Raw genomic sequence first — 13,319 nt, 5'->3', positions numbered from 1 at the left:
TAGGCTAGGTTTCATGAGACGCGCGAAAATTGTTGCAACATTCGGTCCGGCTATCGCCAGCTATGAGAACACCCTCGCTGTGCTGGAAGCCGGAGTGGACGTGGCACGGATGAACATGAGCCACGGGGATTACGAAGTCCACGCCAAGACCTACGAGAACGTCCGGAAGGCCTCGGCCGAGCTCGGCAAGCCGGTCGGGATCTTCGCCGACCTGCAGGGCCCGAAGATCCGTCTGGGACGCTTCGTCGACGGCCCGTACGCGCTGGCGCGTGGAGATGTGTTCACTATCACCACCGAGGACATCCAGGGTACCCAGGAGATCTCCTCTACAACCTTCAAGGGCCTTCCGCAGGACGTGAAGGTCGGTGACCTGCTGTTGATCGACGACGGCAAGGTCTCCCTGAGGGCCACCGCCGTCGACGACGTCAAGGTGGTCACCGAGGTCGTCGTCGGCGGCATGGTCTCAAACAACAAGGGCATCAACCTTCCCGGCGTTGCGGTGAACGTGCCGGCGCTGAGCGAGAAGGACGAGGAGGACCTCCGCTGGGCCATCCAGACCGGGGTCGACATGGTCGCCCTGTCCTTCGTCCGGAACGCCTCCGACGTCAACCGGGTGCACGAGATCATGGACGAGGAGGGGCGCCGCGTCCCGGTCATCGCCAAGATCGAGAAGCCGCAGGCCGTGGAGGCCCTCGAGGAGATCATCGATGCCTTTGACGCCATCATGGTCGCCCGCGGCGACCTCGGCGTCGAACTGCCGCTGCAGGAGGTGCCGATCGTCCAGAAGCGCGCCATCGAACTGGCCCGCCGCTGGGCCAAGCCGGTCATCGTCGCCACGCAGGTGCTCGAGTCGATGATCGACAACCCCCGCCCGACGCGCGCGGAGGCCTCCGACTGCGCCAACGCCGTGCTCGACGGCGCCGACGCCGTCATGCTCTCGGGCGAGACGAGCGTGGGCAAGTACCCGATGGAAACCGTTCGGATCATGAACGACATCATCGAGTCCACCGAGCAGCACGGCCTCGAGCGCGTGCCGCCGCTGGGCAGCAAGCCCAAGACCCGTGGCGGCGCCATCACCCGCGCCGCCGTGGAGATCGCCGACCAGCTGGACGCGAAGTACATCTGTACCTTCACCCAGTCCGGGGATTCGGCCCGCCGGCTCTCGCGCCTCCGCCCGAAGAAGCCGGTATTCGCCTTCACCCCGGTCCAGTCGACGCTGAACGCCATGTCGCTCATCTGGGGCATCCAGCCGCTGCTGGTTGAGTTCGTGGCCCACACCGACCAGATGACCGCCCAGGTGGACCGGACCCTCTTCGAATCGGGACTCGTCGAGGTCGACGACCTGGTGGTCATCGCCGCCGGTTCGCCTCCCGGACAGGCCGGGTCGACGAACTCGATCAAGGTGCACCGCGTCGGCGACATCACCGACGCCGGGCAGCGCCCCGGCGATCACACGTCGCCCAACAAGGAGAAGGTCGGCCCCTGGCCGGTCAAGGGCAAGAAGTAGCGCCCTCCGCTCCGCGAACACGAAAGGACCCCGCCCGGTGGGCGGGGTCCTTTCGTGTAGCTGCCCGGGCCGGCGGGCCCGGGGGTGTCAGTTGACCTGGTTGATGATGGTCTCGGCCACTTCGCGCATGCTCAGGCGCCGGTCCATCGACGTCTTCTGGATCCAGCGGAACGCCTCGGGCTCGGTCAGGCCCATCTTCGTCGTCAGCAGGCTCTTGGCGCGCTCGACCAGCTTGCGGGTGGCGAACTGCTCCTGCAGGTCAGACACCTCGTTTTCGAGCGCCCGGATCTCCTCGTAGCGGGACATCGCGATCTCGATCGCGGGCAGCAGGTCCGCCGGGGTGAAGGGCTTCACCACATACGCCATGGCCCCGGCCTCCCGTGCCCGCTCCACGAGCTCCTTCTGGCTGAAGGCGGTGAGGAGCACCACAGGGGCGATGCGCGCCTTGGCGATCTGCTCGGCGGCGGTGATGCCGTCCATGACCGGCATCTTGACGTCCATGAGGACCAGGTCCGGCTTGTGTTCCTTGGCGAGCTCGACGGCCTTCTCGCCGTTGTCAGCCTCGGCCACCACCTCGTAGCCTTCGCCCTGCAGGATTTCTACGATGTCGAGCCGGATCAACGTCTCATCCTCGGCGACGACGACCCGCCGGGCGGGGCGTGCGGCGGGGGATTCCTTTGATTCAGACACGATGATTGCTCCTTGGTTACTACGTCGTACCGACCGGCCGGCGGCTTCCCAGCCGGTTCTCCAAACCAGCCTATCGGCATGTAGAGTTGTTTCGCGCACCGGTGAAATTGTGACTGCTCCACGTGGGGGTCCGATGGGCGTGGTAGGAGCCCGAATGGCGGAATTGGCAGACGCGCTGCACTCAAAATGCAGTATCGAAAGGTGTGTGGGTTCGAGTCCCACTTCGGGCACATGTTTCCCCTAGTCGGAGGCCCTTTTGCTCTCTGACTGTGGACAGCCGGCCCAATTCTGTGGTCCGGGTGCCGGTTCTGGTGGCTGTTTTGGAGCTTTCCTGGGCGCGGGGTGCCGCCTTTCTGCCGCGAAGCCCGGTTTGGGCGCTGTTACTAGTTCATGGGGGAACAGCGGGTTAGCTGCATGACCGTGGTGAAGGTTTTTGACGTGGTCATCCTCCTCGACCAGTGCAGGCGAGGGAACCACCGTAGGTTGGCCACTGATGAGCACCATCGCTACAAGCAAACCCAGGTCGGGGTGACCTCCCGTTTGCTCGCTGGTGGCTATAGAGGTTCCGGAGAACTGAAGGGGGCCGGAAGTTGCAGCGGGTGGGAAACAGCCCGTCGGCAACGGCCAAACCAGCGCCCGCATGTCATGAGCCGTATCGCGGCCATGGAGCGCGGGCACCTTCATGCGTGCGGAGGGTAAAAGTGCCACGATACCGCAAAGCGCTGCCCTAGTCGTCGTCCTGAGTGGGCGAAAGGTCTTCCTCAGGGTGAATGTCTTCACCGAAAAAAGGCTTCGGTGGCCCAAAGGCAAGTCTGGTGGCGGCGATGACAGAGGAAGTGGTGGCGAAACTGAACCCAGCGCCAATGACAGCCCCCAACGCGTAGGGCAAAACAGTCTTTAGCACGATCGTGCCCGTTGGGCCGGTCTTGGTAATGAAGTTTTCGTGGACGAGACCGTTGATCGGCTTTAGAACTGACCCCGGGATGGCCTTTAAAGTCTTCCGTGTCCAGTGCTGGCTGGTCTTCTTTGCGAAGCTGGGAATCGCGCTATCGGCCCCTTGCTCAAGGAGGATGGAGAGGGCGAGTTTCCGGCGGTGTTCGATGTCGGCCGGAGGGATCTGGTGTACCTCGGCAACAGCGAGAATGTGGAAGACGGCGGATGGAAGTGATACTGCTGGCCCACCGAGAGTAATAGCAAGGGCAGCAGCCTTTCCGATCCCCAGGGCAGCGGACGTCGCACCAGCTGCGGCGCCGGCAGCGCTGGTCGATATGAGTAGCTCGGTTTCTAGTTTCTTCAAGATGGCTGCGGGCGTCAGGCGGGGATGCTTGGTGCGCAGCTTCCGCACATGGGCGGCTGCTGGAGAGGATTGGCCCTTCAGGATGGAATTTATCTTCTCTAGGAGCGCATGATCGGGTGCCTTTGCACCATCCGGGCTTGGGTCACCGCTGGCGGTGCTCAGTCTCGGGTCTTCCAAGTTGTTTCTCCTCCTGCTTGGCCCGAATGTGGTGGTGTGGGCTGGCCCTGGGAAAAGTATGCCGTAAGGAGATCGAAGAGCGCTGTGGATGGCGGGAAGTTGGCCACGCAGTACCGTCCCTAGGCGAACCCTTCCCTAGAGCCAGGAGTCTGATCACCGGCCACGCAGCGGTGCAGCGGAAGCGGTTGCTTTCATTCGTTCAACTAGCTCGTTATGCGCGTCCCGCTGCGCTCTATCTGAGCGAGAGCGCGCACCCCGAAAGGCCCTACCATGTGACTTCACATGACCGTGTTCACGGACTTTCAAAAACTCAACTTCCAGCCGCAGACGTTCTGCCTTGTCGGGAAAAAGGTCGCGAAGTGCTTGTTCATTCGCATCGAGTAGACGCGCCTCTGAGTATTCCACAATCTTAGGTTCCCTCCCGTGAAGGCGTTCCCAATCTCTGATGGTTTGAGCCAAGTCCTCGCGGTCATGCCGCTGATCCCTTAGTGCATTGCGATACTTCACTAGGGCCTTGGTAAGCGGTGTAGGACTAGTGTCGTGCCAATCATCCAGGTCTGGGTCTTCGAGAATGTTCAAGGCTTCGCGTTGCTTCTTCTCAAGTTCACCAATCTGGTCGAATCTCGGAAAGTACACGGGTCTCTGGAGTACCAGAAGGAGAGGGTGCACAAGTCTCGTACCTAGCTGTTCGAGTTTTCGCTTCTCCGCCTTCACTGCTGACATTCGTTCAACGATCAGAATCGCTACGCCTACGGCCACACCAGTGACTAGAGCCACGATGAGATCTGGAATCACCGTTGACCAATCTGGTGGAAACGCCGATGACGAGGCACCTAAGTTCAAATCTATGGGGTTGTTCACGAATTCAAGTGTGCATCATTTTTGTGAACCCCACGCTCTGGCATTCACGAGCCGACCACCGACCAGATCCTCGTTGACGGGGTGCCGGCGGAAATCTCCTCACCGCACGCATCGCGTGAACTCAGCATCGAGACCGTGTATCAGGACCTCGCCGTCATCGACACACTCAACGGGATGCACAACCTGTACCTCTCACGCGAGATCCGCTCGGGCGTGTGGCCATTCCGGCTCCTCAACCAACGGAAGATGAAAAGCGGGGCCAGGGAGATGCTCGCCCGCATCGGAAACACGACCCTGTCACTCATCCATGGGGTAGGCGGCATGTCAGGCGGCCAGCGTGCTCATTCCCTAATGGCGGACCCAGAGAAGGTCGCTGCAATGTCCCAAGGCGAAATGAAGCTACAGTTGATTCCTCAAACTGGCGAAAGCTTACTAGTGCAAGATCTTCCTAGCGAAGAGGTCCTGGAGTCTGCAGCAGTTCGGCTTCGGCCATTGATCCTCAACGATGATCCGGTGTACTGGGGAAAGGCGTTGAAAGCTCTCGGCTACTTGCTCAAGGGACAACGACAGTCCGGAGATTAGAGGCTTTTTGGCTGAGTTGAAGACGCGATGGCAGGAACGAGTGGCTACACAACCCGGCAAGGCTCGCGCGTACTTCATACAACTGAAGCGAGGAGATGACGCTCCCACCTCCACCATTGTCGACTCAGATCTAGGCATGGCGTGGTTCTATGGCGACGTTGTACACGCGGATGCGGAACGGCGAGAAGTTGGAGCTGAGTACGGCATAAAGGAGCGATATCGTGCTGCTGCGTTACTTATCTCCAATGTAATGGTGAACAATCGCATGACCTTGAACTTTATCCGAGATCTCCACGGCCGAGGTTTACTTGACCTGGACGAAAATGCTTTTTCTGAAGAAGTGGTTGTAATGGACACCCATTTCAAGACAGCGGCTCACTTTTACGTGGGAGAAGCCGGGACTGGAATGCCGAGGACATTACGGGATCTGTTCCCGAGGGCTTCGAGCGATTTGATCTCAGTAAGCACGCCCGGGGAGTGAAGTGGGTAAGGACGACACCCAATCGGCACATTCCACTACGTGAGCGCTTCAGTCATGAGGTACTGGGAGTTTTCTAGACGTGGCGTGTGTGACACCCCGAGTGACTGAGCTCTAGAGGTATCCTCGGTCCGGCCGCGCTCAGTATGACCAAACATTAGCTGCCTTGAAAGGACCAACTGTCAGTTCGTTTTAGACCGAGCAGACAGCGAAGGAGACCTGCGGGCGTCATCGTACGTTCGCCGCTCCTGAACGCCTGGCGACTGCCCCGGGGTGGTGGGCTCTGCATGGCTGCCCATAGTTACTGATCGCCCGTACGAAAGACTGTTGGATCAGCCGCGTTCGGGGCCCATTCTTCGCGAGCCAGTCCGAGTGCCTTCGCTATCCATCGTTTTGACGTCGTGAAGATCTGCTAGCTGATCGAGGAGACGACGGCATCGGATGATTGCACTTTGAAGCGCGAGAGTAAGCGGGTCTATGGAATCGAACGTCTCATCTGTATCGATTTTCTGGCCGCCCGCGGATATTGGTCCGCTCGTCCGTTGTTCATCGGCTGCGGGGTCGGCGTGGCTCGTCAGGGCAGGTTCATTGCCTGTTTCATTCTGCTCGTTGGATGCATTGCGAGGGTCGGGGTCTGGCTGCAGCCTCATGCGTCGCATGAACTGTTCAAGAGCGCGGACTGCTCGGTCCTCCTCAGTCTTGGCCGTTTCCTTGCCTGCTATCACCCATGACTCTTCGCGTGAGATTGCCTGCTCGGCCGCGGTCCCTACGCTTAGCCGGATCAGGCGCCCGACCTCTCGGTCGATATCGCACGCCATCTGTAGGAGTGGATAGGTGGATAGGTTTTCAACATTTGGCACTTCTTCGAACGGCCTGAAAAACGCCCAAGGGTCCGCGTTCGGGTCTAGCCGTGCGATCGCGCGCAGCACGGGCTGCAAATAGGTAAGCGGTTTGACCCGGAAGGGTGCGCCAGATTTGTGTTCCCACAGTTTCAGCACAACCTCTCGCGTTGTCGCGGCAAGTTCCTGGTCGTCGGGATTCTGCTCGCAGCGTGTGATCAGTTCTGCTAGGTGGTGCGACATCCAGCGGCCGACGACATCGCTGCGATCCAGGGCGTCCGCGAGGTCACGTCCGAGTTGTAAAGATCTGTCAGCGTTAGAACTCATGGACCTCTCCTGTGTTATCGATCAGGAAGTACTTCGTGTACGGCGGCAGGAAGCGGAATTGGTCCTCGTCATCGGTAGATTTCGAGCCGCGGAACGCAGAGTCCTCCGAGCGTCTCTTGATCTCGACTTCTACGATGAGCCATCGATCGAGTTCGTCCAGAACGCCGGTAAGCCAAGAGCGGTTGGCAACTATGGCATCGCCAGAAGACCCAGTGGTCTGCCTCTCATTGGCAAAATCGTCCCATGTTGTTTGTTTGATTACGACGTTCTCGCCGTCGCGCCAGAGCCGGAAGTCCGCATCGGCGACCAGCGCTTTGAGTGGCGGCATTGCAACGGTGGGCCGGTTGGGCGGGAAGTCGATCGACTTAGCGTACGGATCCTGTCGGTCGCGTCCGTGCGCTTGTCCGTGGGGCTCAATCCATCCTGTGAGCTCGAATCCAGGGATAGTGGAGCTGAATTCTTCGTCCACGGCATCGGGGATTCGGTAGGCATGCTTGTCCGGGGATGTCTGCAGTGCCTTCAGCAGGGCGGGGGCGGTGTCGGGAGTTACGAGAGCCGAATGAATGCTGACTGTCTCGCTTTGCGAGTAGTACTGAACGGTTCGAAATCCCCAAACGGCCACCTCCTCCGGTGATGGGAACAGCTCCTGGCTGAACCTGGGGGACGTGATCTGGTGAATCCAGTGCGGGTCGCGGGTTCCAGTCCCCACGTCCGAAGGGCTCTGTGAGTCGAGTCGGGCGTATTCCGGTGCGGGGTCACGTCGGTCGGACAGCCAGCGTCCATCGTCCCGGCTGGGCATGTGTGGTTGAAGGAATCGGGTGTATTCGGAATTTCCGGTCTCTTCATCCTCGTCGTATCGCTGAACGACGGGTCGATGCTGAAGGAGGATGCCAGCTACTTCGCAGAGGCCCTGAACAGCCAAGTAGAAGTCGAGGTCTTCTTCTTCCGGCCAGTCGCTCTTATGAGGGTAGGTGCTCCGGGGGTAGAGGTTGAGTGCGTGACGATTGTCGTCCTCTGCACGACCACGCGATGGAACCGCCCAGTGCTTGACCAAAACTTCCGCGACGAGCCGCTCGATTGACTTTTCGCTGATGCCAAACGCATCGCCAAGTGGGTTGCACCAGTATGAACGAAAGTCGAGAAAGAACCTGAACCGATCGTCGTCGGGATCGTCGTCCGTGGTTTTGCTTTGGGCGGACTCCTGTGACGACAAGGCACCCGTTGCGATATGTGAGACGATCTCGTTCTGGGACGTGACTTCTTCCAAGTTGGCCTGCCAGTCGTGGCGTTTGATGCCGATGGGTCTTCCTGCTTGCTCGACTAGCTTCTGCTCAGCAGAATCGAGCGTGATCAGGCCGGCAGCATGGAGACGGAGCAGGCTATCGCGCGCCAACGGCGTGTTCACAGCGTGTGGTGTTCCGGTGACCGTCCTTATGAGAAGGTCCTCGCACAGTGCTGCTGTGGCCAGTCCTGCCGGTTCGACGGTAGCGCGGCTGATGGCGAACAGCAGCCATTGATGCGCATGCCTTTCGTAGAACTCGAGGCGACCGTCGAGAAAGGGGGTCGGATCAGCCAGCCCTGAAGCCAGGTCGAGCAAGCGCGATACTACGCCGCTGTGACCGAGTGTGAGAGCCAAACGGACGCTGTGAGCGGCTTGCCACCGCGTCTTCCCAGCGGGATCCCCGAGTGCGGTCCAGATAACGGCGGCGACAGCCGCTTCGGAATCCCAGCTCCCTGTTGTCCCAAGGAGATGATGTCCGTCGTGGGCGTCAAGAGGCGCCGTATCATCGAAGTACGAGGACGCGGCGTCGAACAGTTGGAGGGCCTTGTCGACGGTGAGGCGACGGCCGAGATGTGTGGCTAGCGCATAGGCCTGATCGGCGGAGAAGGACTGCTGCTCGGCCAGCGCACGACTTGTTATGTGCTCATAATCAGTATTGCGGCCGGTTAGGGCCCGCGCGTCCTCAAAGTGGAGAGTACGCCAGGAAACAAGCAGAATGTCGGGTGCGAAGCGAGCGAGCTGTGTCGACAAAACCTCATCCAGCGCCGCCTGCGTCGCCATCGAAAGCGATCGGCCCTGCAAGGACTCCAAGAGGCGAGAGAGGTCCCAGTGGCTGGTTGTCGGACATGCCTTGAACGCGCGCAGGAGGCTGGGAGTGGGACCAGCAACGTCTGCAACGTAGTCGAAGATGTCCTTTCGGAAGTGTCCCCTGCCATAACGTTCCAGCGCGTCGGCCCAACCGCTCGCCGACTGCAGGTCAAGGTCCGTGAATAAGTCCTGTGGGCTCTGGCTGGGGTTGTCGTTGGACGTGAAATAGTCTGCGGGTGCGGTGGTGGAAGTCCAGAGCAAAGACGGGTCGACCTGTTCGATGGCGGTCCGCTGCACACCGGATTGGTCGAGAAGTTCGTCGAGCGCGCTTGCGGTCAGCTGCTGTTGCCGTCGAAAGCGAAGGTAGGCGACAATCGCTGAGGTTGCGTCATGCGAACCTGCGGCTAACGCCGAGGCTAGGGCAGGGTGGTCGGGATACCGATCGCCAAAAGGGAGCAATGCAAGAGCGGCCACAGGGTCATCCTTCAGCAGCAGTGCAGGATTGGTCGCGATTGCGTCCGCGAGGCTTCGAATCGGCGAAATACGCCGGTCGCGCCACCGCGATCCGGCCGCGAGAGCCTCAGGCAATGAGAGGCGGGCAGCGACGGAAAGGACGTCAGTGTGGGACAAATAATCGCCGAGGTAAGGCTCGAGGCTCTCGGCGATCTGGCACAGCCGGTAGGCCCGACCGGGCTGGTCAAGCGCGCCGTGCCCAGCATGGCCCGCAATGGCCAAGAATGTCTCCCAGCGGGCCCAGGCGTCGTCACCGATGGCATCCGTGATATCGATGGCTGCTTGGAAGTGGACGATTGCCTCCTCGGGTGATATTCGGTATGTGGCGCGCGCGAGCTTAACGAAGTCGGAGGCGAGTTCACCTGCATCCTCTCGTGCATTGGCAGCGTACTCATGGCAGCGTTTGGCGAGTTCGGAAGACAACTCATGGTTTGCGACGTGAGTGGCGGTCTGCCGGATGAGGTTGATCAGGGTCCGGCGCGTAATTACGTCATTGTTCCCGGCTTGGAAGGTGAGCAGGGCAACTTGATCTACGATCTCGGGGAGTCGAGCAAGGGCACGTCCGATGAGCAGCACGACAGTGTTGACCTTGGTCTGGTCAATCCGTTCCTGCCGCCACCCGAGAGGTGCTTCCTGCAAGAACGCCGATATGCGCCGGCCGAAGGCCACGCTGCTTTCAGAGGTTTGATCGAGCACAAAATCAAGCCATGCGACGGCCCAGGAGACGAGGGGCTCGACGTTTGCCCGGTAGGTGCGCAGATTTTGGGATGATTCAAATTTCTCGCGTTCGCGGGCTTCCCGAATGGACGGACCTTGGATATCGACGGGGTCGATCGCTCGGCCTTCGAGACGAGCACATAGGACCAGCCCGAGGATTGGATACCAAATGTCCGGGTCGTACCACGACCCGGTCAGGTGTCCGAGATTTTCAGGGAGGTATGCACGCAAGATTTGCGCGGCGTCGAGGGGGGCGAGGATCTTGTGCGCAACGCCTCGGCTGGTTAGCCAAATGGCGGCTGTTAGACCGTTGTGAAGCGGGTCGCCCGACCCAGAACGTTCGTAGTCGGCGTGACGGCTCAGCTGGGACGTACTCTTCCTTTTCATGATCGGCTGGAGTAGGTGCGCCACAATTTCAGTGTCCATCTCCACATCCCGCTCGGCGCAGGCATGGGCAATCGCGAGCTTGAGATGTCGGCCCCGGGCAGCGCGGGCGAGATCGGCCAGGTCGGCGAGGCGTCCTGCGTCGAGCAGACGACGAGCGATGTCCACCCCTACGTCAAAGGCGAGGGTGCGCGGTCGCCAGCTTCGGAGGAACTGAACGCATGCAGCCGAACCATCGGTATTGAGCACCCCCCAGCTGACCTGGAGGACGTCCAAGTCTTCCACCCCTGATTTAGTGTCGCCGCGTTGTGCTTGCCGCACCCATGCATGCATCCAAGATCTTGCGCTTCGCAGACGGTTTCGGGCCTGATCGGTCTGGCCGGCGGCACCGGCCAGAAGGGCGCCTTCTATTGGCAAATTGGAGTTGGGCCAGCCGGCAGTGAGGCTCCGAGTGGCGATGAGTTGCTCAAGGACCGTCGGGTCAAGGAACTGTGCGGCCAAGTCCGTGTTTTCGCGGATCAAGTCAAGGCGGCGGGTGCGTCCAGCGGTTAACGCCCCCAAGCGCAGGGCGAGTTGGGCAGCTTCGAAGTCTCGATTGGCTCGGAGGGCGGCTGTCAAGGCGAAATGAGTGCGCTGTTGCGCGATCTCACGACGTTGGATCTCGTTCCGCTGCGGGCCAGGGAGCGCGTTGTCAGGAAGCCGGTCGTCGGAGAGCGCGAGCTGAACGAGGCCGTCGAACCGGTTTGCCTCGAAGAGCAGCGCGGGCAGCGAGGCTGCCACGTAGGCATCCTGATCAGCCAATGGCGAAAGGCGCTCAATGAACGCGTCGAGGCTTTTTCCAGCGGGACGGTAGCGATTCCGGAACCAGGTTTCGGTAGGCTCATCGCGGAACTGCACCGTATCGCCGTCGAGCAAGAGCGGGCGGCCCAGATCGGCGATGAAGCTCAACACGACGGATGGGTGAATGTCTGCCAGGTCCGCCAGGACGCGAACGGGGATCATCGGCCGCAGTGCTGCGAGGCCCACGCAGATTGCGTCGATGTCGGGGCCCGATCCGTGCGCTCCGTCACGGATCTCGGCGACTTGCCGCTCGATGAGGGAGTCGAGGGCCTGTCCGGGCGAGCTCGGGTTCGGTGCCAGCCACGCTAGGGCTTCGTGGAGATCTTTAGCTGCGTCTAGAACTGCCGCTTGGACCCGCGGGTTGTGGCTGGTCCGGGAGTGGAACTCAGAGGCGTCGGCGGCGGAGACATCTGGATAAGTCGTTTGCAGGTGGGAGAAGGTCTCGCCGAGGTCGAAACCATGAAGCGGGATGTCTTGGTAGTCGGCCGGAAGCCCCAATAAGTCGATACGTTCAGTGCGGCACGTCACGACGAGCCGAACATTATCAGGGAGCGGTTCGCGGAGAAGGCCACGGACGAAGGAGCGTTCGCCCATCTCGTCGGAAATCATGGCAGAGTTATCGGCGGCGTCGATGACGATCGTGAGAAGGGCAACCGGTTCTGTGGTGGCGACTGTTTCGGCTGCCTTCGTGAGTTTGCGCAAGAAAGCGAGGGCGTAGTCTGCGTCGTCTGCGGTGGCGGACGGAATGAGGGGATCGCACAATGCACGTCCGGCGAGCTCGTTTACAAGCTGGACGAAGCCTTGTTTGGGTCGGTGGCGCGGTGCGCTGGGACGTCGATAAGAGCCGTTGCCAAAACAATCGAAAACAATCGTTATAGAGCCTTCCGGCAAGTGGCGTCCCAAAGCGCCGGCGAGGACACTTTTGCCCACCCCACCGGGGCCGTGCACAAGTGTCGGTGCGGTGGAGTGTTCCATAATTTTTGTAGCGATTTCGGCGAACTGACGTCTGTCAATGGGGCGCCGCGGGGGTTCGATCAGGTTAGGCGAAGGCAGTAGCTGGTCTTCAGAGGTCTTCAAGGAGGCCAGCACATCCGTGCGGCGGACCGCAGGGTTGTTCCCAGCGATCGAGGTCGCCCGACTGGAGATCATCTCTCGCAGCAGGAGCGCTTGTTCGCCTGGCGCCCCAGGAAGTAAGTCCGCAACCTCAAGGTCAAGGAGGTGGCGGAGCTTGAGCAGAGATGGTGCGCGTTCGTCGACCACTAGCCGCTGGCATAGGGCGGCGATGTCGTCCGCGGTGATGATCGACATGAGGCATTCGCGGATTGTTCTGGTAGCCGACGAGGGGACGCCGGTTCGGAGGTCCTCGAGTGCCTTCATCGCGGATGGTGCGGGGGGTCGGTTGCTGACGAATTCGAACTGAACGCGCTCCAGAACTGCAAGGTGATTGGCCTTCAACGCCCGGTACTTGCGCGCGAAGCCGATGAGCGTCTTGGTGAGAAACGAAAGTGTCCATGGCGTATCCCCGTACCGCGTGGAGTGTTTGAACTGGCGATACACGACGCGGTCCGTCTGTGCGATATCGCTGGCGCCCCAGTACTCCGCGAGGTCAATGACCTCGTCACCGGTACCAGTATCGTCCTCGGCAGTTAGGCTGTCGGCTGTGACGGTGTCTGAGATAGGCAAAGTCGGTTGTTCGCTCGGATCAACCGCCTCGACAAAAAGCGAGTGAAGGCCGGAGCTCTTATCGAGGAGCCGTAGGGATTGGCGTGCTGCCCACGTGTAATGAAATTGATCGCCGTCACGGCTCGGGCGAAGAAGATCGGGCTCGGTCATCGGGAGATCTGCACGATTTTGAATGACGCGACGCTGGTACCGTCTTGGCTTGGCGTCACAGGATCACGGTGGCGAAAGTTCCCAAACTTCGGGCCAGATTCAAAGCAAGCTTGCTGGTGACGGAAGTGAGACGACTCGCGCCAGTTAGCCTTGAGCAGCAATGATTCACCTCCGAGTTAGTTGCC

At 60.6% G+C, this 13,319-nt stretch carries 8 protein-coding genes and 1 tRNA gene; 4 read left to right on the top strand and 5 right to left on the bottom strand.

Annotated features, from left to right (window positions below; translation table 11 throughout):
• Nucleotides 1-13 precede the first annotated feature (13 nt).
• Entirely contained in the window at nucleotides 14-1,507 is a 1,494-nt protein-coding gene (gene pyk / locus ACX80W_RS13005; RefSeq protein ID WP_459283922.1) for a pyruvate kinase, read from the top strand.
• 87 nt (nucleotides 1,508-1,594) lie between these two features.
• Here pyk and ACX80W_RS13000 read toward each other — a convergent pair whose 3' ends face one another.
• Nucleotides 1,595-2,197, bottom strand: a complete 603-nt coding sequence (locus ACX80W_RS13000) for an ANTAR domain-containing response regulator (RefSeq protein WP_459283920.1) — start codon at nucleotides 2,195-2,197, stop codon at nucleotides 1,595-1,597.
• 148 nt (nucleotides 2,198-2,345) lie between these two features.
• On the opposite strand from ACX80W_RS13000, the gene ACX80W_RS12995 reads away from it, so the two are divergent.
• Nucleotides 2,346-2,427, top strand: a tRNA-Leu gene (locus tag ACX80W_RS12995).
• A gap of 497 nt (nucleotides 2,428-2,924) precedes the next feature.
• On the opposite strand, the gene ACX80W_RS12990 is transcribed toward ACX80W_RS12995, so the two are convergent.
• Both ACX80W_RS12990 and ACX80W_RS12985 read right to left on the bottom strand, forming a co-directional pair.
• On the bottom strand, nucleotides 2,925-3,671 hold the full coding sequence (locus tag ACX80W_RS12990; RefSeq protein ID WP_459283918.1) for a hypothetical protein: 747 nt from the start codon (nucleotides 3,669-3,671) through the stop codon (nucleotides 2,925-2,927).
• Between the two features lie 153 nt (nucleotides 3,672-3,824).
• Nucleotides 3,825-4,532, bottom strand: a complete 708-nt coding sequence (locus ACX80W_RS12985) for a hypothetical protein (protein ID WP_459283916.1) — start codon at nucleotides 4,530-4,532, stop codon at nucleotides 3,825-3,827.
• Nucleotides 4,533-4,667: 135 nt separating this feature from the next.
• On the opposite strand from ACX80W_RS12985, the gene ACX80W_RS12980 reads away from it, so the two are divergent.
• Together ACX80W_RS12980 and ACX80W_RS12975 are read left to right on the top strand one after the other, a co-directional pair.
• The gene (locus ACX80W_RS12980) at nucleotides 4,668-5,114 is read left to right on the top strand and encodes a hypothetical protein (protein ID WP_459283914.1); all 447 of its coding nucleotides are present in this window, start codon (nucleotides 4,668-4,670) and stop codon (nucleotides 5,112-5,114) included.
• 40 nt (nucleotides 5,115-5,154) lie between these two features.
• The gene (locus tag ACX80W_RS12975) at nucleotides 5,155-5,595 is read left to right on the top strand and encodes a hypothetical protein (protein WP_459283912.1); all 441 of its coding nucleotides are present in this window, start codon (nucleotides 5,155-5,157) and stop codon (nucleotides 5,593-5,595) included.
• A gap of 329 nt (nucleotides 5,596-5,924) precedes the next feature.
• On the opposite strand, the gene ACX80W_RS12970 is transcribed toward ACX80W_RS12975, so the two are convergent.
• Both ACX80W_RS12970 and ACX80W_RS12965 read right to left on the bottom strand, forming a co-directional pair.
• The gene (locus tag ACX80W_RS12970) at nucleotides 5,925-6,758 is read right to left on the bottom strand and encodes a hypothetical protein (protein WP_459283910.1); all 834 of its coding nucleotides are present in this window, start codon (nucleotides 6,756-6,758) and stop codon (nucleotides 5,925-5,927) included.
• Entirely contained in the window at nucleotides 6,748-13,134 is a 6,387-nt protein-coding gene (locus tag ACX80W_RS12965) for an ATP-binding protein (RefSeq protein ID WP_459283908.1), read from the bottom strand. The genes ACX80W_RS12970 and ACX80W_RS12965 overlap by 11 nt, the downstream gene beginning before the upstream one ends.
• Nucleotides 13,135-13,319 lie beyond the last annotated feature (185 nt).

This window comes from Arthrobacter melezitosi (assembly GCF_054511055.1).
Note: the sequence above shows the minus strand (reverse complement) of the source record. Positions and strands in the feature narration are given on the sequence as shown.

Bases quoted from the DNA above. Each gene is read 5' to 3' on its own strand.
- pyk (WP_459283922.1), top strand. From the start codon at position 14: ATGAGACGCGCGAAAATTGTTGCAACATTCGGTCCGGCTATCGCCAGC.
- ACX80W_RS12970 (WP_459283910.1), bottom strand. From the start codon at position 6,758: ATGAGTTCTAACGCTGACAGATCTTTACAACTCGGACGTGACCTCGCG.
- ACX80W_RS12965 (WP_459283908.1), bottom strand. From the start codon at position 13,134: ATGACCGAGCCCGATCTTCTTCGCCCGAGCCGTGACGGCGATCAATTT.